Annotated in this window: 23 protein-coding genes and 1 tRNA gene; 15 read left to right on the top strand and 9 right to left on the bottom strand. The window is 73.9% G+C overall.

Going from position 1 to position 26,135, the window contains the following annotated elements:
• The first annotated feature begins 20 nt into the window (after positions 1 to 20).
• The 5 genes from BLU42_RS10130 (at position 21) to BLU42_RS10110 (ending at position 7,108) form a co-directional block, all read left to right on the top strand.
• Entirely contained in the window at positions 21 to 653 is a 633-nt protein-coding gene (locus BLU42_RS10130) for an ECF transporter S component (RefSeq protein ID WP_091074325.1), read from the top strand.
• Entirely contained in the window at positions 637 to 2,898 is a 2,262-nt protein-coding gene (locus tag BLU42_RS10125; RefSeq protein WP_172825781.1) for an ATP-binding cassette domain-containing protein, read from the top strand. Before BLU42_RS10130 ends, BLU42_RS10125 begins: the two co-directional genes overlap by 17 nt.
• Before the next feature lie 151 nt (positions 2,899 to 3,049).
• Positions 3,050 to 4,063: a Gfo/Idh/MocA family protein gene (locus BLU42_RS10120; RefSeq protein WP_091074323.1), complete on the top strand. Its 1,014-nt coding sequence runs from the start codon at positions 3,050 to 3,052 to the stop codon at positions 4,061 to 4,063.
• A 228-nt stretch (positions 4,064 to 4,291) separates the two neighbouring features.
• A complete protein-coding gene (locus BLU42_RS10115) occupies positions 4,292 to 5,797 on the top strand; it encodes an endonuclease/exonuclease/phosphatase family protein (protein ID WP_157719925.1) in 1,506 nt (501 codons plus the stop codon).
• Between the two features lie 264 nt (positions 5,798 to 6,061).
• Entirely contained in the window at positions 6,062 to 7,108 is a 1,047-nt protein-coding gene (locus BLU42_RS10110; RefSeq protein ID WP_091074321.1) for an aldo/keto reductase, read from the top strand.
• Between the two features lie 28 nt (positions 7,109 to 7,136).
• Here the strand turns inward: BLU42_RS10110 and BLU42_RS10105 are convergent, their stop codons facing one another.
• Together BLU42_RS10105 and BLU42_RS10100 are read right to left on the bottom strand one after the other, a co-directional pair.
• Positions 7,137 to 7,838 (bottom strand): DUF6518 family protein, encoded by a 702-nt coding sequence (locus tag BLU42_RS10105; protein WP_157719924.1) that lies wholly within the window; start codon positions 7,836 to 7,838, stop codon positions 7,137 to 7,139.
• Between the two features lie 133 nt (positions 7,839 to 7,971).
• Positions 7,972 to 8,562 carry a TetR/AcrR family transcriptional regulator gene (locus BLU42_RS10100; protein ID WP_091074319.1) on the bottom strand — a complete coding sequence of 197 codons (591 nt, stop codon included), beginning with the start codon at positions 8,560 to 8,562 and terminating at the stop codon, positions 7,972 to 7,974.
• A gap of 107 nt (positions 8,563 to 8,669) precedes the next feature.
• Here BLU42_RS10100 and BLU42_RS10095 point away from each other — a divergent pair, with 107 nt between their 5' ends.
• Positions 8,670 to 9,110 carry a nuclear transport factor 2 family protein gene (locus BLU42_RS10095; protein ID WP_091074318.1) on the top strand — a complete coding sequence of 147 codons (441 nt, stop codon included), beginning with the start codon at positions 8,670 to 8,672 and terminating at the stop codon, positions 9,108 to 9,110.
• A gap of 28 nt (positions 9,111 to 9,138) precedes the next feature.
• Here the strand turns inward: BLU42_RS10095 and BLU42_RS10090 are convergent.
• The 5 genes from BLU42_RS10090 to BLU42_RS10070 form a co-directional block, all read right to left on the bottom strand.
• Positions 9,139 to 9,212, bottom strand: a tRNA-Ile gene (locus BLU42_RS10090).
• Positions 9,203 to 10,066, bottom strand: coding sequence for a PrsW family intramembrane metalloprotease (locus BLU42_RS10085; RefSeq protein WP_091074317.1), 864 nt, complete (start codon positions 10,064 to 10,066; stop codon positions 9,203 to 9,205). The genes BLU42_RS10090 and BLU42_RS10085 overlap by 10 nt, the downstream gene beginning before the upstream one ends.
• Positions 10,063 to 11,325: a glycosyltransferase 87 family protein gene (locus tag BLU42_RS10080; protein WP_091074316.1), complete on the bottom strand. Its 1,263-nt coding sequence runs from the start codon at positions 11,323 to 11,325 to the stop codon at positions 10,063 to 10,065. The genes BLU42_RS10085 and BLU42_RS10080 overlap by 4 nt, the downstream gene beginning before the upstream one ends.
• Positions 11,322 to 12,215: an HAD family hydrolase gene (locus tag BLU42_RS10075; protein WP_091074315.1), complete on the bottom strand. Its 894-nt coding sequence runs from the start codon at positions 12,213 to 12,215 to the stop codon at positions 11,322 to 11,324. The genes BLU42_RS10080 and BLU42_RS10075 overlap by 4 nt, the downstream gene beginning before the upstream one ends.
• Positions 12,216 to 12,237: 22 nt before the next feature.
• On the bottom strand, positions 12,238 to 13,242 hold the full coding sequence (locus tag BLU42_RS10070; RefSeq protein ID WP_231918082.1) for a hypothetical protein: 1,005 nt from the start codon (positions 13,240 to 13,242) through the stop codon (positions 12,238 to 12,240).
• 364 nt (positions 13,243 to 13,606) lie between these two features.
• Between BLU42_RS10070 and BLU42_RS10065 the strand changes: the two genes are divergently transcribed.
• Genes BLU42_RS10065 through BLU42_RS10050 form a run of 4 tightly spaced genes read left to right on the top strand, consistent with a single transcriptional unit; the run spans position 13,607 to position 17,869 of the window.
• Positions 13,607 to 14,788, top strand: a complete 1,182-nt coding sequence (locus BLU42_RS10065; RefSeq protein ID WP_091080099.1) for an AAA family ATPase — start codon at positions 13,607 to 13,609, stop codon at positions 14,786 to 14,788.
• 11 nt (positions 14,789 to 14,799) lie between these two features.
• A complete protein-coding gene (locus tag BLU42_RS10060; RefSeq protein ID WP_091074314.1) occupies positions 14,800 to 15,879 on the top strand; it encodes a DUF58 domain-containing protein in 1,080 nt (359 codons plus the stop codon).
• Positions 15,876 to 16,889, top strand: coding sequence for a VWA domain-containing protein (locus tag BLU42_RS10055; RefSeq protein WP_231918081.1), 1,014 nt, complete (start codon positions 15,876 to 15,878; stop codon positions 16,887 to 16,889). The genes BLU42_RS10060 and BLU42_RS10055 overlap by 4 nt, the downstream gene beginning before the upstream one ends.
• A 38-nt stretch (positions 16,890 to 16,927) precedes the next feature.
• Complete coding sequence (locus BLU42_RS10050) at positions 16,928 to 17,869, top strand: VWA domain-containing protein (protein ID WP_091080092.1); 942 nt, start codon at positions 16,928 to 16,930, stop codon at positions 17,867 to 17,869.
• Positions 17,870 to 17,927: 58 nt separating this feature from the next.
• Here BLU42_RS10050 and BLU42_RS10045 read toward each other — a convergent pair whose 3' ends face one another.
• Positions 17,928 to 18,233 carry a DUF427 domain-containing protein gene (locus tag BLU42_RS10045; RefSeq protein WP_091074313.1) on the bottom strand — a complete coding sequence of 102 codons (306 nt, stop codon included), beginning with the start codon at positions 18,231 to 18,233 and terminating at the stop codon, positions 17,928 to 17,930.
• A gap of 135 nt (positions 18,234 to 18,368) precedes the next feature.
• Here BLU42_RS10045 and BLU42_RS10040 point away from each other — a divergent pair, with 135 nt between their 5' ends.
• Together BLU42_RS10040 and BLU42_RS10035 are read left to right on the top strand one after the other, a co-directional pair.
• Complete coding sequence (locus tag BLU42_RS10040) at positions 18,369 to 19,475, top strand: SDR family oxidoreductase (protein WP_091074312.1); 1,107 nt, start codon at positions 18,369 to 18,371, stop codon at positions 19,473 to 19,475.
• A 24-nt stretch (positions 19,476 to 19,499) separates the two neighbouring features.
• A complete protein-coding gene (locus BLU42_RS10035; RefSeq protein WP_091080089.1) occupies positions 19,500 to 20,198 on the top strand; it encodes a YggS family pyridoxal phosphate-dependent enzyme in 699 nt (232 codons plus the stop codon).
• Positions 20,199 to 20,255: 57 nt separating this feature from the next.
• On the opposite strand, the gene BLU42_RS10030 is transcribed toward BLU42_RS10035, so the two are convergent.
• Positions 20,256 to 22,274, bottom strand: a complete 2,019-nt coding sequence (locus BLU42_RS10030) for a S9 family peptidase (RefSeq protein ID WP_091074311.1) — start codon at positions 22,272 to 22,274, stop codon at positions 20,256 to 20,258.
• A 194-nt stretch (positions 22,275 to 22,468) separates the two neighbouring features.
• Here BLU42_RS10030 and BLU42_RS10025 point away from each other — a divergent pair, with 194 nt between their 5' ends.
• The 3 genes from BLU42_RS10025 (at position 22,469) to BLU42_RS10015 (ending at position 25,974) form a co-directional block, all read left to right on the top strand.
• Positions 22,469 to 22,966 carry a DUF3145 domain-containing protein gene (locus BLU42_RS10025; RefSeq protein WP_091074310.1) on the top strand — a complete coding sequence of 166 codons (498 nt, stop codon included), beginning with the start codon at positions 22,469 to 22,471 and terminating at the stop codon, positions 22,964 to 22,966.
• A gap of 107 nt (positions 22,967 to 23,073) precedes the next feature.
• Complete coding sequence (locus tag BLU42_RS10020; protein ID WP_197680398.1) at positions 23,074 to 24,441, top strand: PQQ-dependent sugar dehydrogenase; 1,368 nt, start codon at positions 23,074 to 23,076, stop codon at positions 24,439 to 24,441.
• Positions 24,442 to 24,606: 165 nt separating this feature from the next.
• Positions 24,607 to 25,974 carry a PQQ-dependent sugar dehydrogenase gene (locus tag BLU42_RS10015; protein ID WP_091074309.1) on the top strand — a complete coding sequence of 456 codons (1,368 nt, stop codon included), beginning with the start codon at positions 24,607 to 24,609 and terminating at the stop codon, positions 25,972 to 25,974.
• Positions 25,975 to 26,135 lie beyond the last annotated feature (161 nt).

The following is a 26,135-nucleotide window of genomic DNA, read 5'->3' as shown; positions in this document are numbered from 1 at the left end:
CTGCGTGAAGGGACCTCGTCATGACCAGCTCCACCCGCACACCGGACCCCACTGCCCGTGCCCGACGCCCCCGTGACCGGCGGTGGCGCACCGTCGACCTCATCACGGTCGTCCTGCTCGCGGTCGCCTTCGGCATCGCCTTCGTCGGCTGGGGGGCGCTCACCAACGTCGTGCAGCCGGTCTTCACCGCGCTGCCGCCGCTCGCCGGGCTCGTCTACGGCTTCTTCTGGGTGCCCGCCGTCGTCGCCGCGCTGGTCGTGCGCCGGCCCGGCGCAGCGCTGCTCGCCGAGCTCGTCGCCGCCTCCGTCGAACCGCTCCTCGGCGGTCAGTGGGGCATCGCCACCCTCGGCTCGGGTGCGCTCCAGGGCCTCGGCGTGGAGCTCGGCTTCGCGCTGCTGGCCTACCGCCGCTGGACCCTGCTGCCCGCCGTGCTCGGCGGGATCCTCGCCGGGATCTTCGAGGCCCCGTACGAGTGGCGCCTCTACTACCCGGAGTGGTCGGCGGGCTACGCCGGCCTGTACGCGGTCGCGCTCGCCGTCTCGGGGGCGCTGCTGGCCGGTCTGCTCGGCTGGGTGATCGTGCGTGCGCTCGCCCGGACGGGCGCCCTGGCGCCGTTCGCCGCGGGACGGGAGCGGCTTGCCGGCCGGCACTGACGCGACGGACTCGGTGCTGACCGCGGCGGGGCTCACGTGGCAGCCCGTCGGCCGGTCCGCGCCGACCCTCGACCGGGTCGACCTGCGGCTCGCGCCCGGTGAACGGGTCCTGCTCGCCGGGGCCAGCGGCTCGGGCAAGTCGACGCTGCTGCGGGCCCTGGCCGGGCTGCTCGACGAGACCGAGGGCGACCTCGGCGGGCAGGTGCTCCTCGGCGACGACGACCCGCAGGCTCGGCCGGGGGCCGTCGGCCTGCTGCTGCAGGACCCGCGGAGCAGCGTCGTCGCCGAGCACGCGGGCCGCGACGTGGCCTTCGGTCCCGAGAACCGCGCCGAGACGCCGGCGACCGTGCGGGCGAGGGTGCCGAGCGCGCTCGGCGCGGTCGGGTTCCCGTACGGCGCCGACCGCCCGACCGTCGCCCTCTCCGGAGGTGAGGGCGCCCGGCTCGCGCTGGCCGGTGCGCTCGCCCTCGACCCGGCCGTGCTGCTGCTCGACGAGCCGACGGCGATGCTCGACCCCGCCGCGGCCGCGCGGGTCGTCGAGGCCGTGCTCGACGCGGCCGCCACCACCGGGGCGACCCTCGTCGTCGCCGAGCACCAGCTCGGAGCCTGGCTGGACGTCTGCGACCGGCTCGTCGTGCTCGACCGGGGACGCGTCCTCGCCGACGGCCCGGTCGACGTCGTGCTCCGCGAGCAGTCCGAGGCCCTGCTCGCCGCGGGCGTCTGGGTGCCCGGCGCCCCCGACCCCGCGCCGCTCCTGGTCGACCTCCCGGCCCGCGCGCGGGCGGCGGCCGGGCTGCGCTGGAGCGCGCTCTCGGTGGCCGCGCCCGACGGCCGGGTGCTGCTCGGCGACGCCCAAGGCGGGCTCGCGGCGGGCGACGGCCTGGCCGTCGTCGGGCCCAGCGGGGCCGGCAAGTCCACGCTGCTGCGCGTGCTGGCCGGGCTCGACCGCCCGGTCGCCGGCGAGGTCGACGTGCGCGACGCCGCCGGCTGGACGCCGCTCACCGACGTCGCCCGCGGCTCGACCGCCCTCGCCCGCCGCGTCGGGTGGGCGCCCCAGGACAGCGAGGCGGCCTTCACCGCGCGGACCGTGCTCGAGGAGGTCCGCGCCACCGGCGCGGCCCTGCGCGCCGACGACCCGCACGCCGACGACCTGCACGCGCGCGCGGCCGACGAGGCGCGTGCCGACCTCCTCCTCGACGCCCTCGGGCTCGCCGCCCTGCGCGACGAGAGCCCGTACGCCCTCTCCGGCGGTGAGCAGCGCCGCCTCGTGCTGGCCGCGGCGCTCGCGCACGACCCCGGCCTGCTGCTGCTCGACGAGCCCACCGTCGGCCAGGACCGGCATACCTGGGCTGCGGTGTCCGGTGTCGTCGACGCGGTCCGGCGCTCGGGCGCGGCCGTCGTCGCCACGACGCACGACCCGCGGCTCGCCGCCCGCCTCGGCGCCTCGCTCGTCCTCGCCGGACCGGCGACGCCCGCCGGCTCCGCGGCCCCGGACCAGCAGGTGCGCCCCGTGGTCGAGCCCGGGCTGCCGCCGGCCGGGCGCTGCAACCCCCTCACGCTGCTCGGCACCGCGCTCCTGGCGGCGGTCGGTTCCTTCGGCGTCGACACGTTCCTCGTCGGGGTGCTGACCCTGGCGGTCACGCTGCTGCTGGCCCCGCTCGCCGTCCGGCGGGTGCGCCCGGCCCTGCTGAGGCTGCTGCCGGTCGGCCTCGCGGCGCTGTCGGTCGGCTGGTCGACGCTCCTGCTCAACGCCGGCGGCGCCTTCTCCCCGGGCAGCGGCGCCGTGGCCGGGCGCGAGGTGGTGCGGGTGCTCTGCCTGGTCGTCCCCGGCGCGCTGCTCGTCGGGCTGCTGCGGCCCAGCAGCCTCGTCGACGCCCTCGGCCAGCGTCTCCGCCTGCCCGCCCGCCCGGTCGTCGCGGCCGGGGCCGGCCTGCTGCGGATCGAGGACTTCGGGCGCAGCTGGCGCCGGATGGGGGAGACGCGGCACGTGCGCGGGCTCGCCCCGGGCCGCTCGCCCGCGGCCCGGGTCCGGCACGGCGCCTCGCTGACCCTCGGGCTGCTCGTCCACGCCCTGCGCTCGGCGCAGCAGCTCAGCGTGGCGATGGACGCCCGGGGCTTCGCCGCCGTGCGCCGGCGGACGTACGCCCTGCCCTCGACCTTCGGTCACCGCGACCTGGTCTGCCTCGCTTCCGGGGTCCTGCTGCTGGTGCTGCCGTACGCGCTCACGCCGCTGCTCGCCCCCTGAGCCCGCCCCCCACCTCCGGCCGAGCGGTAGGTTGCCGCGCCTTTCCCGGCCTCCGGAGCGCGGCCACCTACCGCTCGGCCGGAGGAGAGGGTTCCGGTCGGACCGCAGGCGATAGGTTGCCCTGGACGTAGCGGACTTTGAAAGGACAAACATGCGCCTCGGTCTCATCGGGCTCGGTCGGATCGGCGCGTTCCACGCCGAGACCCTCAGCGGGCTGGACCAGGTCGACTCGCTGGTCGTCTTCGACGCCGTGCCCGCGGCCGTGGACGCCGTCGTCGCCCGGCACGGCGTGGAGGCGGCCGACAGCCCCGAGGCGCTCCTGCGCGCGGGGGTCGACGGGGTCGTGGTCGCCGCTGCGACCGCCGCGCACCCCGAGCTGATCCTGGCCGCGGTCGAGGCCGGGCTGCCCACCTTCTGCGAGAAGCCGGTCGCCAAGGACCCGCGCGACGGCGTCGAGATCCTGCGCCGTACGCAGGACTCGGGCGTCGAGGTGCAGATCGGCTACCCGCGCCGCTTCGACGCGGCCTTCGCCGCTGCCCGCGCCGCCGTGGCCGACGGCAGCCTCGGCTGGGTCCACACGGTGCGGTCCACGACCCTCGACCCGGCCCCGCCGCCGGACGCGTACGTCCGCTCCTCGGGCGGGATCTTCCGCGACTGCAGCGTGCACGACTTCGACGCCGTGCGCTTCGTGACCGGGCAGGAGGTCGTCGAGGTCTTCGCCACCGGGAGCAACCAGGGCGCGGCGGTCTTCGCCGAGGTCGACGACGTCGACACCGCCGCGGCGCTGCTCACCCTGGAGTCCGGCGCGCTGGCCGTCGTCTCGAACACCCGCTACAACGCCCGCGGCTACGACGTGCGCCTCGAGGTGCACGGGTCCCGCGACGCCGTCGCCGCGGGGCTCGAGAGCCGCTGGCCGATCCGCTCGACCGAGCCCGGCGTCGACTTCCCGGGCGGCACGCCGCACACCTTCTTCATGGACCGGCTGGCCGCGGCGTTCCGCGCCGAGCTGGGCGCCTTCACCGAGGTCGTCGCGGGCACGAGGACCTCGCCGTGCACGGTGGCCGACGCCGTCGAGGTCGGCTGGGTCGCCGAGGCGGCCGAGCTGTCGCGCCACGAGCACCGGCCCGTCACCATCGACGAGGTGCGGCGGGCGTTCGGCGGCTGAGGACCTGCCCGCCGGCCACGCGGGCAGAGCCTGAAGATTAGCAGCAGAAGCACATCTGCTTCTTAGGCAAGGGATGACGCAGGGGCGGCGCCGACGACGATCTGTCCGTCGAGCGCCTGCTCGGGCGCTCACGGTCTGACCGTCGACCGCAGCCCCGGCTGCGGAGCCCCCCGGGGTGGGACGAGACCGCTCGGGGAGCTCCGTTCCGTCCTTGCCGTGGAGGCCCCGTTGTCCGTCCTTGCCGCGCGCCTCACGACCACCTCGTGGCGCCTGCTGGTGATCATCGCGCTGCTCGCCACCTCGCTGCTCGCCGCGGCGCCGGCCCAGCAGGCCGACGCGGCGATGAAGTCGCCCTCGGGGCTGAAGGCGAGCTCCAAGAGCTCGACGACGCTCGCGGTGTCGTGGAGCGCGGTGTCGAAGGCGCCGCGCTACCGCGTGCAGTACTCGACGTCGTCGAAGATGACCAGCGCGAAGTACCAGCGCGAGACCAGCACCAGGACGACGCTCACGGGCCTCGCCCCGGGCAAGACGTACTACCTCAAGGTCCGGGTGATCGACAGCAGCGGCAAGAACCTGTCGTCCTACTCGAAGGCCGTCAAGGTCAAGACCCTCACCAGCGACCCGACCTCCACCGGGACCCCGACGCCGGCGCCGACGCCCACCCCGACGCCCAGGCCGAGCGCGACCCCCACGCCGAGCGCGTCCCCCACGCCGAGCGCGTCGCCGACCCCGCGGCCGAGCACCTCGCCCTCTGCGCCCGGCCAGCCGCTACGCGTCGCCAGCTACAACATCAAGTGCGCGAACTGCAACTCCCACCTGCCCAACGAGGGCACCTGGGAGGAGCGCCGCCAGGCGGTCGTGGACACGATCCTCGGGCAGGACCTCGACGTCGTCGGCCTGCAGGAGGCCGGCCAGGCGTGGCTCAAGGACGCGAACGGCAAGAGCTTCTCGCTGTCGCAGTTCGAGGACCTGACCAACCGGCTCGGCGGCTCGTGGACCCTCACCAACATCAACCGGAACAACTGCGTGAAGTCGACGACCCCGAGCAGCTGCGTCTACAAGGACCAGGGCGCCTCGCAGGACACGAAGATCATCTTCGACCGGTCGAAGGTCGAGATGCTGGACCAGGGCTCCAAGCACCTGCCGTACGTGAACGAGGACGACAACGACCGCTACGTCGCCTGGGCGCAGTTCCGCCAGCGCTCGACCGGCAACCGGTTCATGTTCGCCAGCACGCACCTCGAGCCCAAGAAGGACGCCGAGGGCGAGACGAAGTACTACGACCTCCGCAAGCGCCAGGCTGAGGTCGCGATCGACGCCGTCACCGCCCACAACCCCGACGGCCTGCCCGTCGTCTTCGTCGGCGACTTCAACTCGAGCCGCTTCGCCCACTCCTACTCCCCGACGAACGCGCCGTACGACGTGCTCGCCAAGAACGGGCTGATCGACCCGCTGGGCGCCGGCTGGTCGACCACCAAGACCGCCCCCGGCGCGACCGTGGTCACGCGGATCAACACCTGGGTCGACAGCTTCAACAACTTCAACCGGGCCGTGAACAACCACAAGCAGTGGATCAACGGCTCCTACATCGACTACATCTTCGTCTCGCCGACGATCAAGGTGCCCGAGTGGGAGACGGTCGTGAAGATGGACGAGTACGGCAACTTCGTCGGCCAGATCCCCTCCGACCACAACATGATCCGCGCCTCCCTGGTGCTGCCGAAGACCAGCTGACCCACCCGCGCGTCGCCCGCCCCGCCCCGGCGGCCGACCGTACGAACTGCTGAGGGACGACCCCGGAACGGAAGGTTCCGTGGTCGTCCCTCAGCGGTTCTCGTCGTGCCCGGACTGCCCGGCCGGGTCACCTCGAGCACCGCGGTGTCGGTTCTCGTGGGAGCACGCGCCTGGCACATCCCCGGAGGGCTCCTCTCCTCCCCGCATCAGGATCGGGAGACAACGCCGTGGTGGACCACGTGACGATGGGGCGAGGAGGGTGCGGTGCCCTCCTCTGACGAACCCGCCGTCCACGCGCGGCTCCCGCGACTCGGCCTCGGGACCGTGGCGATCGGCGGGCTCTACGCCCCCGTCGTCGCCGACGACGCGCAGGCGCTGCTGGACCACGCGTTACGTCGGGGTATCCGCCACGTCGACACCGCACCGATGTACGGGCTGACCACAGCCGAACGTCGGATCGGGGCCTTCCTCGACCGCTCCGGGCGCCGCGACGAGCTGGTCCTCAGCACGAAGGTCGGCCGGGTCCTGCAGCCGCGTCGGCTCCACGGCGGGCCCGGCGCCGGTCGCGACTTCGGGTGGCACAACGGAGGTCCGTTCGTCGAGCGCTGGGACTACTCCTACGACGGCGTCCTGCGCTCGGTCGAGGACAGCGTCCAGCGGATGGGGGTCGACCGGCTGGACGTCGTCCACATCCACGACATCGGCGTCGCCACCCACGGTGACGACAACGCCGCCCACGTCGCCGCCTTGCGGTCCGGTGGCTACCGGGCGCTCGACGAGCTGCGCTCAGCGGGCGTCGTGGGTCGCATCGGGGTCGGGGCCAACGACACGGCGGCGATCGAGGCGGTGCTGGAGGACGTCGACCTCGACTGCGCTCTTCTGGCCGGCCGCTTCACCCTGCTAGAGCAGCCCTCCGACGACAGCTTCTTCCGCCTGTGCGCCGACCGCGGGGTGGCGCTGGTGGCCGGCGGCGTCTACGCGTCCGGGGCCCTCACCGGTGCCGGCCGCTACGCCTACACGGAGGCCCCCCAGGAGGTCCTCGACCGGGTGGCCCGCCTGCGGGACGTGTGCGCGCGGCACGCCGTCGAGCTGCCGGCGGCCGCGGTGCAGCTCGTCGCCGCGAACCCCGGCTTCACGAGCCTGCTGCTCGGACCGCGCGATCCGGCCGAGCTCGACCAGAACCTCGCGTGGCTCGCGACTCCGGTGCCCACCGACCTGTGGTCCGAGCTGGTCGCGGAGGACCTGCTGCCGCAGCAGTGGGCTCCTGGTCCCGGCCGCACGACCGTGATCCCGCCCGAGCCGGCGCCCTAGCCGGCCGATCGCACGAACCGTGTGGGGTTCAGCGGAACAGCAGCCCGAACGCCAGGGCGCCGACGAGCGCGAGCCCGAGGGCGAGCAGCGAGCCGACCAGGCGCTGGTGGGCCGATCGTCCGGCGACCCCGCCGGTCACCGCGGCCAGCACCACCAGGAGGACGGCGGTGCCGACCATGTCCTGCCGGTACGCCGCGTCGGCCGACGGACCCCAGGAGAGCGTGAGCCGGAACGCGGCCTCGGCCAGGAGCACCCCGGCTCCCGCGCCAGTCCCGAGGGGTCCGAGCCGACGGCGCCCGGAGCTGGCCCACGAACCGGCGGTGCCGAAGACGGCGCCGGCGCCGACCGCGAGGGCGAGCCAGGCCAGGGCCGCGCTGTTCGTCATCGTCGACAGGTCGTCACCCAGGGCGAGCACGGCGGCGAGGTAGTAGCTCTCGACGGCCAGCAGCATGGCGACGGTGCCCGCGACGGCGGGCCACCAGCGGCCGCGGATCCGGTCGGACCACCCGACGGCGAAGGCGACCAGGGCCCACACCGCGGACGAGTTCGCGAGGTTGGCGAAGGGGTAGGGCAGCACGTGCTGCAGCAGCAGGTCCACCGGCCCGAGCACGAGCCCCACCACGACGGGGACCAGTACGGAGGTCCAGCGGCACGGTGAGGGTCGGCGCGCGTGGGTCTCGCGGCTGATCGAAGGGAGAGCGGTGGAGGGGACGGGGGCCGGGGTCTGCACCCCGTCACCCTCGTGGGCCGAGGCCCGTCCGCGCGTCGACCCGTGGTCTCGAACGGCGGCCCGCGGGGTCGGACCAGGGTCGACCCGGAGGCACGACCCGGGCTACGTCCCCCGTCCGGCGTACGTCCGCGGGTCAGCGGGTGCCCAGCCCGAGGGCGTGGTGGATGGCGGTCCGGGTGGCGGCGACGAGCGTCGCCGGGTCCGGCGAGGTGCGGCGCGCGGTCCGGTAGCAGGCCAGGGCGATCTCGGCGGCGAAGGTCGCGGTGCCGCCCGCCCATCCCTGCGCGACGAGCAGATCGGTCAGACGCTCCGTGACGACCTGCATCTTGACGCCTTCGCGCGCGCCGAGCTCGGGGTGGTCCTCGACGAGACGCACGTGCCGCCGGTAGCCGTCGAGGTCGGCGGTCATGCGTTCGCAGAGGCACAGCAGGACCGGCTCGAGCGCACGGAGGGCGGCCGAGGCGCTGCGGTCGTCGGGCCCGTCGGTCTCCAGCGTCTCGGCGGCGAGCAGGTCGAGCAGCTCCTGCTCGCGGGCGAAGACGACCTCCTGCTTGTCGCCGAAGTGGCGGAAGAAGGTCGTCCGCCCGACCTCCGCCCGCTCGGCGATGTCGCTCACCGACACGGCGGCGAAACCGCGCGCGGCGAACAGCTCCTCGGCGGCGGCGACGATCCGACGACGCGCCTCGCGCTGCTTGCGCTCGATCAGCGGGACGTCGACAGGCATACGAGGAGGTTAGGGCAGTCGTGCTTGCGAGACGACTTGCGGCCCATCTGGTACTGAGTACCATCCGAACCAGAGGCCCAAGGAGGGTTGAGGAAAAGGAGCACGAGATGGACACCGAGGACCGCCTGCTGGTGGCTGAGACGCTGGCGCGCTACGGCCACGTGGTCGACCGAGGGCGGCTGGACCGGCTCGACACCGTATTCACCCCGGACGTGGTCTACGACATGAGCGCGGTCGGGCTCCCCGTCATGCAGGGCGTCGAGGCCCTGAGGTCAGGGGCCCTGCAGCTCGGCGCGCACAACCCGGTCGCCCACCACGTGACCGACGTCGTCATCGACAGCGCGACCGACGACGAGGCGGTCGTGGAGTCGAAGGGCTTCATGATCACGGTCGAGGGGACGATCCGCAGCGTCACGCACCACGACGTCGTCCGTCGTACCGCCGACGGGTGGCGCATCGCCTCACGGACGATCCTCCCGCAGACGGTCCCGCTCGGCGGCCTGCTCAGCGCCTCGAGCGCTCCGCGTCCGGAACCGGCTGACGACTGAGCCGACCGGTCCGTACGTATCCCGTGCGTGGGGCGAGTGGGGCTTGAACCCACGACCGAAGGATTATGAGTCCCTTGCTCTGACCGGCTGAGCTATCGCCCCTGAGGCGCCGATGCTACCGAGACCGGCTGGCCGTACGGGTGCGCCGCGGACGGTGGCGTGCGGCGGGTGCGGTGGATGACCACGAGCAGGCCGCCGACGCTGATCACGGCGACGAGGACGTGGACGACGACGTTGTTCGAACCGTCCCAGGCCGTGTGGAGCAGGACGGCGGCGAGGAAGGTGCCGACGAAGCGGAAGAACGCCTTGCCCGCCTGGCCCGTGGCGGCCGAGGCCGGGATCGCGAACAGCGCCGCGGCGGTCACGCCGGTCCAGGCGACGTGGCCGGCGGGGGAGAGCAGGGCCCGCAGCAGCAGGGTCGAGTCCACGGCGGCGAGGCTTCGGCTCTGCAGGAGCGCGTTGAAGCCGTAGCCCATCGTCTCCAGGGTGGCGAAGCCCATGCCGCTCGCGACGCCGACGACGACGCCCGCGGCGGGGTTGCGGTAGCGGCGGGCGAAGAGCACGACGAGCAGCGGGACGACGAGCTTGGCGCTCTCCTCGATCAGCCCGACGAAGAACATCGGCAGCCCGCCGAGGCGGCGCAGCGTGTCGTACTCCAGCGTCCCCGCGGCGACGGTGCCGATGATGCCGCCGATGATCGCCACCAGGGCGAGCAGCCCGGCGGAGACGACGACACGGCGGCCGCCGGTCGCGGCGAAGGTGAGGACGGTCGCGGGCACGACCACCGAGCCGAGCAGCAGCAGCGACGGCACGAAGTTCAGGTTCTCGGTGCCGACGAGCGTCCGCAGCACGAGCAGGTAGGCGGCGACGCCGACGACGAGGACGGCGATCCAGCTCAGCCGCGCGAGGCGGCCGCGCTCGGGCAGCGCGCCGGGCGGGGTTCCGTAAGTGGTCATCGGCGGGCCTCCCGGAGGGTGTGGGCGGGGGTACGGGCACCGGTGCGGTCCGCGACGGGCGCGGCCGGCCCGGCAGGGGCGCTGGTGAGGGGGGCGCGGCCGCGGGCGACGACGACCGCGGCGGCGAGGAAGACGACGCCGATCAGCAGCGTGCCGGAGGCGAGCAGGTTCTGCCCGGCGTTCCAGGTCAGCTCGACGTCGCCGCTATTCGGTAGGTTCTTGAACGGCTCGACGGCGACCCAGCCGCAGAAGAGCAGCCCGAGCACGCTGAACCACTCGGGCAGCCGCGGGCGCGCGGGGAAGGGCAGCAGGTCGAGCACCAGCACGACGGCGAGGGGCACGACCCACACGAAGTGGTGCAGCCAGGACACGGGCGAGGCGAGCAGCGTGGCGACGCCGCCGAGCATCACGGCGAGGGCGACCTCGCCCCGCCGGTGCCACAGCACCGCGGCCCAGACGCCGAGGGCCGCGATCGCGGCGCTGAGCACGAGCCCGAGCAGCGTGGCGCCGGTGCTGAAGCCGAGCACGCGGATGACGTCGGCGAGCACCGACTGGTTGGTGAAGTAGACGATGCTGCCGCCGAGCCCGGTGTCGCCGTGGGCGAGCCGGGTCCAGAAGCCGTACGACTGCCGCGGCGCGAAGACCGCGGCCGCGAGGGTGAGGACGACGGCGGAGACGACGGCGGTCACGAAGGCGCGGCGGCGCCGCACGAGCAGCAGGTAGACGACGAACAGGGCCGGCGTGAGCTTGATGCACGCGGCGAGCGCGGTCCAGAAGCCCTCGGGCAGCACGCGCCGGGCGAGCAGGCGCGGGCCGGGGACGAGGTCGAGCACGACCAGGGCGACGAGGAAGATGCCCACCTGGCCGAAGCCGAGCGTCTGGCGCACCGGCTCCACGAACAGCGACGCCGTGGTCGCCAGGCTCAGGACCCAGCCGCGCAGCCCGACCCGGTGCAGGACGGCGAGCAGGGCGAGCACACCGGCGGCGGTCCAGCCGATCTCGACGAGCGCGGTGGGCAGCAGGGTCAGCGGCACCGACAGCACGGCGGCCAGCGGCGGGTAGAGGAACTGCAGCCGCCCGGCCAGGGCGTAGAAGTCGCCGCCGGCGAGCAGCACGCGCGCGGCGTCGAGGTAGACGCCGAGGTCGACCATGGCCGGCCGCCAGGGCACGAGGCGCCCACCGAACTCGGTCCCGGCCACCCACAGCCCGGTGACGACGGGCAGGAGGCAGACCAGGACGGACCTGACCGACCGGGTCATGCCGGCGCGGCGGCTCCGGCGTGCTCCAGCGACGCGTCGAGCGAGGGGCGCGAGGCCACCCAGTCGAGGATCGTGGTGCCGACGCCGGACTCGTGGTTGGCGCCGACGACGGGGAAGCCGAGGGCGAGCAGCGCCGGGTGGGCGTTCGCGACGACGCGCGGCATCCCCACCCAGCTGAGCATGCTCACATCATTCGGCATGTCGCCGAAGGCGGCAACGCGACGGGCCGGTACGCCGAGCCGCGAGCAGGTGCGCGCCAGCATGCTCGCCTTGTCGACGCCGCGCGCGCTGACCTCGACGAGGCCGTAGCCCCGCCCGGTCGAGCTCGTGGCGGTCAGCGAACCGCCGACGCACGCGCCGACCTGCGCCCGCAGCGCGTCGTCGTCGAGGGTCTGGCTCTGCACGAGCATCTTGACCGCGGAGATCTCGCGGGCGAGCTCCTCGACGCTGCCGTGGCGCAGGTCCGGGTCCTGGCCGGTGTCGGGCACCCAGGTCCGGTACGCCGGCTCGTAGCCGAAGTGCGTGCCCGACTCGAAGGCGAAGGCCGCGTCGGGGACGTGCTCGCGGATGCAGGCGACGGCCTCGAGGGCGACGTCGGGGTCGAGGCAGAGCCGGTCCAGCGTCTGCCGGGTGCCGAGGTCGTAGAGCACGGCGCCGTTGGAGGCGATGACCGTGCGGTGCGCGCCCGGCAGGTCGGCGATGACGCCGAGCCAGCGCACCGGGCGACCGGTGGCGAAGACGACGGGGATCCCGGCCGCCTGCGCCGCGTGCACCGCGCGGGCGTTGGTCTCGCTGACCGTGCCGTCGGGGGAGAGGAACGTGCCGTCGAGGTCGCACGCGACCAGCGCGGGAGGTCCGGCGTCGAGGTCGGAGGTCACGTCGGAGGTCATGGGGGTGGTGGCCGCCTTGTGCCTAGAGCCGGGAGGGTGGGGTGGGGCTGCCGGGCTCGCCGCTCTCGCCCGGGCTCGGTCCGCCGCTGGGTGAGCCGGACTGCGTCCCGGACGGTGACGGCGACCCGGAGGGGGAGCCGGACTGCGACCCGGACTGCGACGGCGACGGCGAGCCGGAACCGCTCTGCGAGGACGACGGGGAGCCGGACTGCGGGCTCGGCGACGCCGAGGCCGGTGGCGGGCTGCCCGTGCCCTCCGCGGGCGGCGGCGGGCTCTGCGGCGGCTGGTTGCGGAAGATCAGGATCGCGATCAGCACGGCCAGGGCCGCGAGCAGCATCATCAGCAGCCAGGACACGAGGATCGTCCGCCAGCCGGCGCGGTCGTAGCGACCGGGCCAGGGCAGCGGCCAGAGCCGGGCCAGCCCGGGGCGCACGCGCTCGATCCAGGGCAGCTGGTAGTCGGGCCCCTTGGGCGCGCCCAGCGGCTCGAGGGCGGCGAGCTCGACGGCGTCGAGGACGCGCACCGACTCCTCGGCCGCGGCGGGGGAGCCGTCGTAGGCGAGCGCCACCCACGGGGCGTCGGGGCGCCCGTCGGGGGTGACCGGCGTGTCCGGGGCGACGAACCGCCGCCCGAGCCGGCCGGTGTCCTGGCCCTGGCCTCCGCGCGCGAGCACGGTGTCGATGTGCATCTCGTTGACCTCGCCGGCCAGCCGGTCGCGGGCGGCGGCGTCGGCGGCGGCGCCCTCGGAGAGCAGGAGCACCATCGCCGGGACGCTGCCGGTCTCCTCCGAGGAGTGCGCGGTGAAGGCGGTGCCGGCGGCGCTGGCGTGCAGCCGCGCGTCGAGCCAGTAGCCGCCGACCTTGGGCGGGTCGGTCGGCAGCAGCGGGCTGACGGGGACGACGTCCTCGAGCGTGGCGGCATCGACCGACTCGTACGCGCGCATCGCCTCGGCGTTGGCGGGCTCGGGACCGCGCGGGGGACCGGCGGGGTCGCCCGGTGTCCAGGGGCCGTAGTACGGCGACGACACGAGCACCTCCTGCGGCAGCGGTCCGGACGGGACCGGGCGAGTCTATTCGGCTCCCGGGGCACCCCCGGGCGTCGTGACCAGGGCCGCGCCGCCGCCCGGGGCGCCCGAGCAGGGTCACCTATGCGGTACCTGTGAACTCCTGGCCCGCGAACCTCCGCCGCCTACGCTGGAGGAGTCGGTCTGCGAAACTGTGCGGGCCTGCCGGCGGCACGGAGCCCGCCCGGCGCACGACCCCCGCACCCCGTCCCGCAGGAGTGAGCGAGTGAGCACCCCCAGCTACGGTCCGCCGGCCTCCGGCGCGTCCGCCCCGTCCGCCCCGGCCCCGGGAGCGACCAACGGGACGGCCACCGCGATTCGGCACGGCATGGACCCGGCGGAGGCGTCCCGCCTGCTCGGCGAGGCGATCAGCCAGGTGCAGCGGGTGATCGTCGGCCAGGAGCACATGGTCGAGCAGCTCATGGTCGGCCTGCTGGCCAAGGGCCACATCCTCCTCGAGGGCGTCCCCGGCGTGGCCAAGACGTTGGCCGTGCGCAGCTTCGCGACCGTGGTGGGCGGCTCGTTCTCCCGCATCCAGTTCACCCCCGACCTGGTGCCCTCCGACATCGTCGGCACGCGGATCTACAAGTCCAGCCAGGAGAGCTTCGACGTCGAGCTCGGCCCGGTCTTCGTCAACTTCGTCCTCGCCGACGAGATCAACCGCGCGCCCGCCAAGGTGCAGGCCGCGATGCTCGAGCTGATGGCCGAGAAGCAGGTCTCGATCGGCGGTACGACCTACCCGGTCCCGCAGCCGTTCATCGTGCTCGCGACGCAGAACCCGGTCGAGTCCGAGGGCGTCTACCCGCTGCCCGAGGCGCAGCGCGACCGCTTCCTGCTCAAGGTCGACGTGCCCTACCCGCGCGGCAACGAGGAGTTCGAGATCCTCCGCCGGATGAGCGTCGACCCGCCCGAGGCGAGCCCGATCCTCGACCCGGACCTGGTGCGCTCGCTGCAGCGCCAGGCCAGCGACGTCTTCGTGCACAACCTCGTGGCCGAGTACGTCGTCCGCCTCGTGCTAGCCACGCGTACGCCGGCGGAGTTCAACCTGCCCGACCTCACCTCGGTGATCCAGATCGGCTGCAGCCCGCGCGCCACGCTCGGCCTGGTCGCCGCCTCCCGCGCGCTCGCCCTGATCCACGGGCGCGACTACGTGCTGCCGACCGACGTGCAGGCCGTGGCCAAGGACGTCATGGCGCACCGCCTGACCCTCGGCTTCGACGCGATCGCCGACAACATCTCGCCCGCCCAGGTCATCGAGCGGATCGTGGCGATGGTCCCGCCGCCCACCCCGGTGTGGCAGGGCGGCAACGGCCAGCAGCCGCAGCAGGGCCAGCCCGGCCAGCCGGGGCAGGGCCAGTCGCAGCAGCAGGGTCAGCCGCAGGGCCCGGGACAGCCGGGCCAGGGCCAGCAGCGTCCCGGTCAGCAGGGGCCGGCGAACGGGCAGGGCGGCTACCCGCCGCCCTCGGGCCGTCCCGTCGCGCCGTACCCGCCGTCGAGGGACTTCGGCTGAGGCCGGTCGACATGTCAGCCTCTCCCTCGTTCGGACCGCCGTCGGGCCCGCCCGTGCAGTTCGCCGCGCCCCCGCGCGAGGTGGGGGCGGTGGCCTCCGTGCTCGGTACGCCCACCCGGGCGACCATCCCGCTCAACAAGCTCGCGCCCGAGGCGGCGCTGCGCCGCCTCGAGCTGACCATCGTGCGGCGCCTCGAGGGCTACCTGCACGGTGACCACCTCGGCCTGCTGCCCGGGCCGGGCTCCGAAGCCAACGACGCGCGCCTCTACATCGCCGGCGAGGACGACGTCCGCAAGATCGACTGGGCGGTCACGGCCCGCACCACCGTCCCGTACGTGCGCGACACCGTCTCCGACCGCGAGCTCGAGGTGTGGGCGCTGCTCGACGTGACCCCGTCGATGAACTGGGGCACCGAGGGCGTCACCAAGCGCGACCTGGGCATCGCCGCGATCGCCACGATCGGCTTCCTCAGCCAGAAGATGGGCGACCGCTTCGGCGGCTACGTGATGAAGCCCGACAAGCTGCGCCGGCTGCCGGCGCGCTCGGGGCGCTCGGCGCTCTACGGCCTGCTGCGCACGATGCTCACCGAGCCGTTCGTCCCCGACCACGCGTCCGGACCGATGACCCTGGCGAACGGCGTCGAGCAGATGTCGCGCGCGCAGCGCCGCCGTGGCCTGCGGGTCGTCGTGTCGGACTTCCTGACCCCCGGCGACCACGAGCTCGACCCCAACGTGCCGCCGGAGTGGGAGCGCTCGATGCGCCGCCTCGCCGTGCGCAACCAGGTGCTGGCCATCGAGGTCGTCGACCGGCGCGAGATCGAGTTCCCCAACGTGGGCGACATGCTCATCCGCGACCCCGAGACCGACTTCGAGCGCTACGTGAACACCGCCGACCCGGACGCCCGCGCCCGGATGGACGCGGCCAGCTCGGCCCAGCGCGAGCGGATCCGCATCGCGCTCCGCCGCGCCGGGGTCGGGCACATCCAGCTGCGCACCGACCGCGACTGGGTCGCCGACATCGCGCGCTTCGTGCTGGCCTACCGCCGGGTGGCGAGCATGCTGCACGCCCCGCCCACGGGGGTGTCGAAGTGACCCCGCTGCTCGCCCCGCTGAACGTGTTCGGGGACGCCTGGAGCTTCTTCAGCCAGCTCAGCTTCGCCTCGCCCGGGCGGATGGCGATCCTCGTGGTCATCCCGCTGCTCGTGGCGGCTTACGTGCTGGCCACCCGGCGCAAGAACCGGCGCGGCATGCGCTTCACGAACACCTCGATGCTCGACGTCGTCATCCCGCGGCAGTCGCAGTGGCGCCGCCACCTCGCCGTCGCGCTGTCGCTGCTGAGCCTGATCACGCTGACGACGGCCTTCGCGCAGCCCACGACCGAGGTCAACGTGCCGCGCGAGCGGGCGACCGTCGTGCTGGTCATCGACGCGTCGCTGTCGATGCAGGCGACCGACGTGCCGCCCAACCGGCTCGACGCGGCCAAGGCCGCGGCCGTCGGCTTCGTCAACGAGCTGCCCGAGAAGTACAACGTCTCGGTCGTCTCGATGGCCGGGGCGACGTCGATCCTCGTGCCGCCGACGCTGCAGCACAGCAACGTGGCCAACGCGATCAACTCGATCAAGCTGCAGGACTCGACGGCCATCGGCGCCGGCATCGACACGGCGATGGCCGCGCTGCAGCAGGCGCCCAAGGACCCGGACCACCCCGACGACCCGGCGCCGGGCGCGATCGTGCTGCTGAGCGACGGCACCAACCAGCAGGGCCGTGCACCGCAGCAGGCCGCGGCCGACGCCCGCAAGGCCGAGGTGCCGATCTACACGATCGCGTACGGCACCGAGAACGGCTACGTCGACCTCGACGGGCAGCGCAACCCCGTGCCGGTCGACACCGAGCTCATGCAGCAGATCGCGCAGATCAGCGACGGGCAGTACTTCTCCGCCGCGACGCCCGAGCAGCTGCGCACCGTCTACGAGAACATCTCCTCCGAGGTGGGCTACGAGAAGGCCGACCGCGAGGTCACGGCGCAGTTCGCGGGCTTCGGCCTGGCGTTCGCCGTCCTCGCCGCGCTCGGCGCGATCTCCCTGGGGGCGAAGTGGCCGTGATCCTGAACCCGCTCCAGCTCGCCCCGCTGCTCTCCTTCATGGAGCCCGTGCGGCTGTGGTGGCTGCTGCTCATCCCGGCGCTGGTCGCGTTCTACCTGTTCCTGGTCAACCGCAAGCGCAAGCGCAACGCACGGATCGCGCGGACGATGTTCGACCTCGTCATCCCGCGCGACCGCACCTGGCTGCGCCACGTGGCCGTCGGCCTGTCGATCCTCAGCCTGCTCACGCTGACCATCGCGTACGCGAAGCCGAAGGGCGAGGTCGCGGTGCCGCGCGAGCGCGCCACGATCGTGGTGACGATCGACGTCTCGCTGTCGATGGAGGCCACCGACGTCTCGCCGAACCGGCTCGACGCGGCCAAGGCCGCGGCCGAGGGGTTCGTGAACTCGCTACCGCCGAAGTTCAACGTGGCGATCGTGTCCTTCGCCGGCACGGCGACGACGCTCGTGCCGCCGACGCAGGACCGGGGCGCGGCGACGGCGGCCATCCAGAGCCTGCAGCCCAAGGCGTCGACGGCGATCGGCGAGGGGATCTACACCTCGCTGGCCGCGCTCGCCCAGGTGGCGCCCGACCCCGGTGACCCGGACGCGGTCGCCCCGGCGCGCATCGTGCTGCTCAGCGACGGCAAGACCCAGATCGGGCGGCCCTCGGACGAGGCGGCCCAGCAGGCCAAGGTCCAGGACGTGCCGATCTACACGATCGCGTACGGCACCGCCGACGGCTACATCGACATCGGCGGCCGGCGCGAGCCGGTCCCGGTCGACCGGGCCGAGCTCAACCGGGTCTCGCGGATCTCGGGCGGGACCGCGTACACCGCCACCTCCGCCGGGCAGCTGAAGGACGTCTACCGCGACATCGGCAGCTCGGTCGGCACCGAGAAGGTCGACAAGGAGGTCACTTCGCGCTACGCCGGCTTCGGGCTGGCCTTCGCGATCCTCGCCGCCCTGGGCATGGTCTCCCTCGGCGCCCGCTGGCCGTAGCGCGGGCTCGGACGACGGTGCGGCGCCACCGGTCCGGGGGCGCTCACCGCCGGCCGCCTCAGGACTCGGTGACCTCGACCTCTTTCCAGAAGGCCACGTAGTTCGCGAAGTCCTTCCCGACGCGCTGGACGGCGCCGTCGTCGAGCTCCGGGTACGTCCACGCGCGGTCCTGGAGACGCTCGCCGTCGACGGCGACCGTGAAGTACTGGCAGGGCCCCTTCCAGGGGCACGTGTACGGCGTGGGACTCTCCTCGAGCAGCTCGCGCCTCACGCTCGAGGGCGGGAAGTACCAGTTCCCCTCGATCCTGATCAGCTCGTCCTGCGGCGCCTCGGCGATGACCGTTCCGTTGACCGATGCCTTCATGGTTCTCCTCGCGACGGTGGGGGACGACTGCGTCCGACGTCGATGATGCCCCGCCCGGTGGCGGGTGCCGCGCCGACCGGTCCTGCCTGTGCGACGTCGGAGGAATGACCGCGGCGACCGTCCGGTTGTGCCGGGGTGACCGAACCCGCTTCGAACCTGTCCGACGCGACCCGCACCGCCCTCGTGGTGGGGGCCAGCGGCATCACCGGGACGGCCCTGGTCGACCAGCTGCTCGACGAGGGCTGGGAGGTGCTGGCGCTGTCGCGCGGCGGCTCCGCCCGGGGCGGCGCGACCGGGGTCGCCGCCAACCTGCGTGAGGTCGACAGCCTCCGCGCGGCACTGGCCGAGCACCGTCCGACGCACGTCTTCTTCACCGCTTGGCAGCGCCAGGACACCGAGGCCGAGAACATCGCCGTCAACGGCGGCATGGTCCGCGACCTGCTCGCCGCGCTCGCCCACGCGCCGCTGCAGCACGTCGCGCTGGTGACCGGGCTCAAGCACTACCTCGGCCCGTTCGAGGCGTACGCGCAGGGCAAGGTCCCCGACACGCCCTTCCACGAGGAGGAGCCGCGCCTGGAGACCCCGAACTTCTACTACGCGCAGGAGGACGAGCTCTTCGCCGCCGCCGAGCGGCAGGGGTTCACGTGGTCGGTGCACCGCTCGCACACCGTCATCGGCTACGCCGTCGGCAACGCGATGAACATGGGCCTGACGATCGCCGTCGCCGCCACGCTGTCGAACGAGCTCGACCTGCCGTTCGTCTTCCCGGGTAGCGAGGCGCAGTGGAACGGCCTCACCGACATGACCGACGCCGGCCTGCTGGCCGAGCAGATGGTCTGGGCGTCGACCGATCCCGCCGGCGCGGACGAGGCGTTCAACATCGTCGACGGCGACGTCTTCCGGTGGCGCTGGATGTGGCCGCGGCTGGCCGCGCACCTGGGCGTCGACCCGGCCCGCGTCCGCGGTCCCGAGGGCGACCCGCAGCCGTTCGAGGAGCAGCTGACCCCGTACGAGGGGGAGTGGGCCGCGATCGCGGAGCGCCACGGCCTCGCCGAGGCCGACATCACCCGGCTGGCGTCGTGGTGGCACACCGACGCCGACCTCGGGAGGCCGATGGAGGTCGTCACCGACATGAGCAAGAGCCGCGAGGCCGGCTTCCTGGGCTACCGGCGCACCGAGCGGGCGTTCACCGAGCTGTTCGACCGTTACCGCGCCGAGCGGCTGATCCCTGCGGCGTCATGAACGCGGCCTAGGTTGATGCCCGTGATCGACGTCGCCGCGAACCTGCACCGCGTCCGGCAGGAGATCGACGACGCCTGCGCCGCCGCAGGGCGTGAGCCGTCGGAGGTGCGCCTGCTCCCGGTGAGCAAGACGCACCCGCCGGAGCTGCTCACGGCGGCGTACGACGCGGGTGCGCGCCTGCTCGGGGAGAACCGCGTGCAGGAGGCCGCCGAGAAGGCCGAGCACTTCGCGACGGAGCGGCCCGACCTGCGCTGGGCGATGATCGGGCACCTGCAGACCAACAAGGCGCGCCAGGTGGCCGGGTTCGCCGACGAGTTCCACGCGCTCGACTCGCTCAAGATCGCGCGGGCGCTGCACCGCGCCCTGCACGAGGAGGACCGGACGCTCGACGTCTTCGTGCAGGTGAACTCCTCGGCCGAGCCGCAGAAGTTCGGTCTCGCGCCCGAGGAGGTGCCTGACGTCGTCGGGGAGCTCGCGGAGCTGTCGACCCTCCGGGTGCGCGGGCTGATGACCGTGGCCGTGCAGCGCGACGCCGGGACCGGGGACGCGCCGGTCGCTGCGTGCTTCGGCCGCATGGTCGAGCTGCGCGACGCGCTGCCCGAGCACCTCTGCGGGCGCGAGCTGTCGATGGGCATGTCCGGCGACCTCGCCCTCGCCATCGCCCACGGGGCGACGACGGTCCGCGTGGGCCAGGCGGTCTTCGGGGCGCGCGACTCGCGCTGAGACTGACAGCGGGGACGATATGGCACCGCTGCGGTGCCAGATCGTCCCCGTTGTCCGTCAGGACAGGTTCTCGACCGCCAGCACGGGCACGTCGTCGGCGGGCGTGAAGCCGAAGACCTGGGCGAGGAAGCTGACCTGGGCCTCGTACGAGGCGACGATCGTCTCCGCGCGGCGGAACCCGTGGCCCTCGCCCTCGAACATGAGCAGCGCGACCGGCAGGCCCTTGGCCCGGGCGGCGTCGGCCATCGCCTCGGCCTGGTTGGGGGGCACCACGAGGTCCTCGAGCCCCTGCAGCAGCAGGATCGGCGCCGACAGCCGGTCGACGTGGTGGAGGGGGGAGCGCTCGACGTAGACGTCGCGGGCCTCGGGGTAGGGCCCGACGAGCCTGTCGAGGTAGCGCGACTCGAACTTGTGGGTGTCGCGCGCCAGGATCTCGAGGTCACCGACGCCGTACGAGCTGATCCCCGCGGTGAAGACGTCGGTCGCGGTGAGCGCGCGCAGCGTCGTGTAGCCGCCGGCGCTGCCGCCCTTGACGACGAGCCGGCGCCGGTCCGCCAGCCCCTGGTCGACCATCGCCAGCGCTCCGTTGGCGCAGTCGTCGACGTCGACGATGCCCCAGCGCGGCTTGAGCCGCTCGCGGTAGGGGCGGCCGTAGCCGGTGCTGCCGCCGTAGTTGACGTCGAGCACCGCGAAGCCGCGCGTCGTCCAGTACTGCTTGGTCAGGGTGAAGACCGCCTGCGACTGCGACGTCGGTCCACCGTGCGACAGCGTGATCAGCGGCGGGGCCTCGCCCTCGGGCGCGGTGAAGCCGGCGTTGACCGGCGGGTAATACCAGCCGTGGACGACGCCGTCGGCCCCCGGCCAGGTGACGTCGCGCGGCACCGAGACCAGGCCCGCTGCGAGCGGCGAGTCCGTGCTGCTGCGCACCGTCGACCAGGAGGCGTCCGCACCCTCGAGGTCCGACCCGGTGTCGAGCACGGCGAGCTCGGTGGGCCGGTCGGGCCGGGTGAGGACCGCCGCGGCGCCGCCCGGACCGGCGGCGAGCGCCGCCGCGCCGACGCCGGGCTCCGCGACGGTGCTCAGCGCGCCCGTCTCGAGGTCGACCACGACCAGGCTCGACTCCCCGTCGGTGATCCGGTGGGCGATCACCCGGTGCTCGTCGAGCAGCGCGTACGGGCTCGTGCCCAGCACCCACTGCGGGCCGGCGAACTCGGAGCGCTCCTCGTGGACCGCGCGCACCGACTTCGCCGGCGACCCGGCGGCGTAGAGGTGGAGGTTCCAGAAGCCGGTGCGGTCGGAGGCGAAGAGGAGGTCCTCGCCGCGCCAGCGCGGGGCGACCGCCGACTCCTCGGGCCCGCCGGCGACCGTCCCGTGGCCGGACAGGCCCTCGGGCGTGAGGTCCGCCACGCGCAGCGCGGTCGCGTCCCAGGGCATGTCCGGGTGGTCCCACTGGACCCAGGCCAGCCGGCCCTCGGCGCTCAGCTGCGGGGTGGAGTAGAAGTCGGCACCCTCGGCGAGGACGGTCACCGCGTCGAGGTCGTCGGCCGCGGAGCCGTCGAGCGGGATCGTGACGAGCGTGGTGACGGCCTCGCCGTGCGCGGCGACCACGGCGTCGCGGCGGTCCTCGCGCACCGCGACGACCAGGCCGCGCCCGGGGTGCACGTCCGGGTCGGCGTACCAGGCCGGCCCCTCGGCGGTCAGCGCCGTCAGCGAACCGTCACGGTCTCGGCGCCACAGCCGGCCGTCGGCGAGCGCGGAGTAGACGACGACGCCGTCGCGGACGCCGTACTCGCCGCCGCCGTACTCGTTGACGCGGGTGCGCACGTCGACCGGCGCCGGGGTCAGCTCCACCGGCTCGCCGCCGGCCAGCGGGCGGGTCCACAGGCTCGTGCGGCCGGCCTGGTCGGGCCGCGACTCCAGCCAGTAGAGGTCGTCGCCGTCGACGTGGACGGCGTCGAGCCCGACCGAGCCCGCGGTCAGGTCCTCGACGCCGACCGGCGACGACCAGGACCCGTACGGGGCGGTGGCGGGCTGGCGGACGGGTTCGCGGGCGGGGCCGGTCGGAGTCGCGGTCACCGGCCCACCCTACGAAGACTCGGGCGGCGCCCGGCGGGCGAGCGGACCTCGCGAACGCCTGGTGCGTCTGGGACTCATGAGGCAGAATGAGCGGCACAACGAAAGACGCTCAGCAAGACTCCACGCGGGACCCGGTGCGAAGGATGTCGGGGAAGGCAGCCCTGAGCTGCCGAGGTCCCACCGTGGAGGTTCGGATGAGCACGACCCGTGGAGTGCTGTACGTCCACTCGTCGCCGTCGGCGCTGTGCCCGCACGTGGAGTGGGCGGTCGGCGGTCTGTTCGGCATGCCCGTACGACTGGACTGGACGCCCCAGCCGGCCGAGCGTGCCGCGTACCGCGCCGAGTACTCGTGGCTGGGCGGCGTGGGCACTGCCGCGCGCCTGGCCAGCGCGCTGCGCGGCTGGCAGCGGCTGCGCTTCGAGGTGACCGAGGAAGCGCGTCCCGGCACCGAGGGGGAGCGCTACTCCTACACGCCCGCCCTCGGCGTCTTCCACGCCATCACCGGCCTGCACGGCGACATCATGATCCCCGAGGACCGCCTGCGGGCGGCCGTGCTGAGCGCCGCGAGCGGTGGCCGGAGCCTCGAGTCGGGGATCGACGAGCTGCTCGGCCGTGCCTGGGACGAGGAGCTGGAGACGTTCCGCCACGCCGGTGACGGCGCGCCGGTCCGTTGGCTCCACGAGGTGGTCTGAACACCCGGCGGATCTCGCCGAGTCTTCCTACGGGACGCGTACCCATGCCTACGATGCAGGTCTTCGGCCCTCGCAGCCGCGTGGGCCATCTCTGAGGAGCGTCCCCCGTGCCCCTGCCTGCCCGCCTCCGACCCGCCGTCCCGCTCGCGTCCGCGGCCCTGCTCGCCGCCCTCACCCTGCCCGCCCTGCCCGGCCTCAGCACCTCCGCGGTCGCCGCCCCGACGCGGCCCGCGGCGCCCGCCGCCTTCTCGACCCAGAGCGTCCGCATCTCGGTGCCCTCGGCCATCGACAGCGCCCCCTTCGACCGGGCGCGCTCGGTCACCGTCCCCACCGGCTGGACCGTGAGCGTGGTGGCGCGACCCAAGAAGGCGCGCCTCGAGATCCCGACGCCCGACGGCCGGCTGCTCGTGTCGCGCCCGTCGGACGGCCTGATCACGCGCCTGACGCCGAACAAGCGCGGCTACCCGACCTCCTCGACCCTGGTCAAGGGCCTGCGCCAGCCGCACGGGATGGCCTTCGACGGCAGCACGCTCTACGTCGCGGAGAGCCACCGGATCGACCGCTACACCTACAAGGACGGCAAGGTGGGTTCGCGCACCACGGTGCTCTCCGGGCTGCCGGACTCGAAGAGCAAGGACCTCAAGGGCGCGTACGCCCACGCCCTCAAGAGCGTGGCGGTCGGGCCGGACCACGCGCTCTACGTCTCGATCGGCTCCCAGGCGAACGTCTCCCCGGCCGACCGCTCCAGCAAGCCGCAGCGCGCGAGCATCCTGCGGGTCGACCCGGCGACCGGGAAGTACACGACCTTCGCCCGCGGCGTCCGCAACGGCACCGGGCTGGCCGTCGCGCCCGACGGGGCGCTCTGGACGGCGGTGAACAACCGGGACAACGTCGCCTACCCCTACCACCGCGACTGGGGGACCGACGGCAGCGACGACTACGGCAAGGTGATGGCCTCCTACGTCAACGACCACCCGCTGGAGCCGCTCGCCCGGCTCTCGGCGGGCCGCGACCTCGGCTGGCCGTACTGCAACCCCGACCCCGACGTGCAGCCCGGCGTCGCCGGGAGCGCGTTCGACTACTCCGACCGGGGCTTCGTGCGCGACGTGCAGACGAACGCGAACGGCTCCAAGCTCGACTGCTCGGCGCTGCCGCCGGTCGAGCAGGGCCTGCCCGCCCACTCCGCGCCGCTCGGGCTGAGCTTCACGCGCGAATCGCTGCCGGGCGTCGGGAGCGGGGCGCTGGTCGGCGTCCACGGTTCGTGGAACCGCAAGCCCCCGCGCGCACCCGAGGTCGCCTTCTTCCCGTACGCGAACGGCGGCCTGGGTGACCAGCAGACCCTGATGTCGGGGTTCCAGGACGCGAACGGCAACCGCTGGGGCCGCCCGGTCGCCGCGGTCCAGGGCGCCGACGGCGCGGTCTACGTCAGCGACGACTACGCGAACGCGGTCTACCGCCTGGCCCCGCCCGCCTGACCCGCCCGCACTTCTCCGCCGAGCGGTAGGTTGCCGCGCCTTTCGCACCCGAAATCGCGCTGCAACCTACCTCTCGGCGGGGGTGAGGGGGGGTACGCGCGGGGCCTGGGTTTGGGGCCGGTCGGCAGGCTGGACGTCCAGCTGTCGCACCGAGTGGAGGCTGTCGTGCCCACCCGTCGAGCTCGATCACTGGCCCTCGTGGCCGCCGGACTGCTCCTGGTGGGCGCCGGCTGCAGCACCTCGCCCGCCGCCGAGCCGTCGAGCGCACCGACGACCGCCGCCTCGGCGTCCTCGCCGCTCACCACCGTCGACCTGGCCGTGCCCCCGGGGCTCGCGGCGTCGCCGTTCGACGAGCCGCGCACGGTCGAGGCCCCGACGGGCTGGACGGTGAGCCTGGTCGTCCGCGTCGACGCGGCCCGGCTGCTCGCCTGGACCCCTGACGGCAAGCTCCTGGTCTCGCAGCCCAAGGACGGCCAGGTCACCCTGGTGGCTCCGGCGTCCGGGGGCGGCGAGGCCACGACGACGACCCTGCTGAGCGGGCAGAACCAGCCGCACGGGCTCGCCTTCCACGACGGCCGCCTCTACGTCGCCCAGAGCGACCGCGTCGACTCCTACGCCTACGCCGACGGCCGGGTGAGCGACCCCCGCCCGGTGGTCACCGGCCTGCCCGACGCCAAGAGCGACGACCTGCGAGGGGCGTACGCGCACGCGCTCAAGAGCGTCGCGGTGGGGGAGGACGGCGCGGTCTACGTCTCGGTCGGCTCGACGGGCAACATCTCCGCCGAGGACCGCGACGCCGACCCGCAGCGCGCCACGATCCTGCGCGTGCCCCCGGGCGGCGGCGAGGCCGCGGTGTTCGCGCGGGGCGTGCGCAACGGGACCGGTCTGGCCGTCGCGCCCGACGGCGAGGTCTGGACCGCGGTCAACAACCGCGACAACGTCCAGTACCCCTACGACCGGGACTACGACGGCGACGGGCGCTCCGACCTGGGCGAGGTGCTGCCCGCGTACGTCGGCGACCACCCGCTCGAGCCGTTCGCCCGGCTGACGCAGGGCCGCGACCTCGGCTGGCCCTACTGCAACCCCGACCCGGACGTCGACCCCGGTACGCCGGGCAGCGCGCTCGACTATTCCGACCGCCCGTTCGTCCGCGACGTGCAGACCAACGCGGACGGCTCCAAGCTCGACTGCGCGACCCTGGCGCCCGTGGAGCAGGGCATGGGTGCGCACTCCGCGCCGCTCGGCCTGAGCTTCACCACGGCCGCCGGCCTGCCCGCGCCCTACGGCTCGGGCGCCCTCGTCGGCATCCACGGCTCCTGGAACCGCACCCCGCCGCGCGCGCCGGAGGTGGCGTTCTTCCCGTACGGCTCCGACGGCACGATGGGCGACCAGCAGACGATCCTCACCGGCTTCCAGAGCCCCGACGGCGAGCGCTGGGGCCGACCGGTGTCGGCGGTCGAGGGCCCCGACGGCGCGGTCTACGTGAGCGACGACGACGCCGGCGCGGTCTACCGGATGCAGCCGCCGGCCTGACCTGCCGCCTGCGGACCACCCCAAAGGAGGGAATTCGCTCGATCGGTGACCGAATTCGGCCCGTCGCCCTTCACAGACGCCCCATAGGCGTCTTAACTGTCACTCGTCATCCGGGCGGGGGCCTGGCCGCACAGCGGCGAACGGGGTGACGCCGGCATAAC

Source organism: Microlunatus sagamiharensis, assembly GCF_900105785.1.
Taxonomy (GTDB): Bacteria; Actinomycetota; Actinomycetes; order Propionibacteriales; family Propionibacteriaceae; genus Microlunatus; species Microlunatus sagamiharensis.
The sequence above is the reverse complement of the archived record's forward strand: the minus strand, read 5'-3'. Positions and strand labels throughout refer to the sequence as shown.

What these genes read in the sequence shown, in the direction of transcription:
- BLU42_RS10130 (WP_091074325.1), top strand. Translation starts at nt 21, where the DNA reads ATGACCAGCTCCACCCGCACACCGGACCCCACTGCCCGTGCCCGACGC.
- BLU42_RS10120 (WP_091074323.1), top strand. Translation starts at nt 3,050, where the DNA reads ATGCGCCTCGGTCTCATCGGGCTCGGTCGGATCGGCGCGTTCCACGCC.
- BLU42_RS10100 (WP_091074319.1), bottom strand. Translation starts at nt 8,562, where the DNA reads ATGCCTGTCGACGTCCCGCTGATCGAGCGCAAGCAGCGCGAGGCGCGT.
- BLU42_RS10095 (WP_091074318.1), top strand. Translation starts at nt 8,670, where the DNA reads ATGGACACCGAGGACCGCCTGCTGGTGGCTGAGACGCTGGCGCGCTAC.
- BLU42_RS10085 (WP_091074317.1), bottom strand. Translation starts at nt 10,066, where the DNA reads ATGACCACTTACGGAACCCCGCCCGGCGCGCTGCCCGAGCGCGGCCGC.
- BLU42_RS10080 (WP_091074316.1), bottom strand. Translation starts at nt 11,325, where the DNA reads ATGACCCGGTCGGTCAGGTCCGTCCTGGTCTGCCTCCTGCCCGTCGTC.
- BLU42_RS10075 (WP_091074315.1), bottom strand. Translation starts at nt 12,215, where the DNA reads ATGACCTCCGACGTGACCTCCGACCTCGACGCCGGACCTCCCGCGCTG.
- BLU42_RS10065 (WP_091080099.1), top strand. Translation starts at nt 13,607, where the DNA reads ATGGACCCGGCGGAGGCGTCCCGCCTGCTCGGCGAGGCGATCAGCCAG.
- BLU42_RS10060 (WP_091074314.1), top strand. Translation starts at nt 14,800, where the DNA reads ATGTCAGCCTCTCCCTCGTTCGGACCGCCGTCGGGCCCGCCCGTGCAG.
- BLU42_RS10050 (WP_091080092.1), top strand. Translation starts at nt 16,928, where the DNA reads ATGGAGCCCGTGCGGCTGTGGTGGCTGCTGCTCATCCCGGCGCTGGTC.
- BLU42_RS10045 (WP_091074313.1), bottom strand. Translation starts at nt 18,233, where the DNA reads ATGAAGGCATCGGTCAACGGAACGGTCATCGCCGAGGCGCCGCAGGAC.
- BLU42_RS10025 (WP_091074310.1), top strand. Translation starts at nt 22,469, where the DNA reads ATGAGCACGACCCGTGGAGTGCTGTACGTCCACTCGTCGCCGTCGGCG.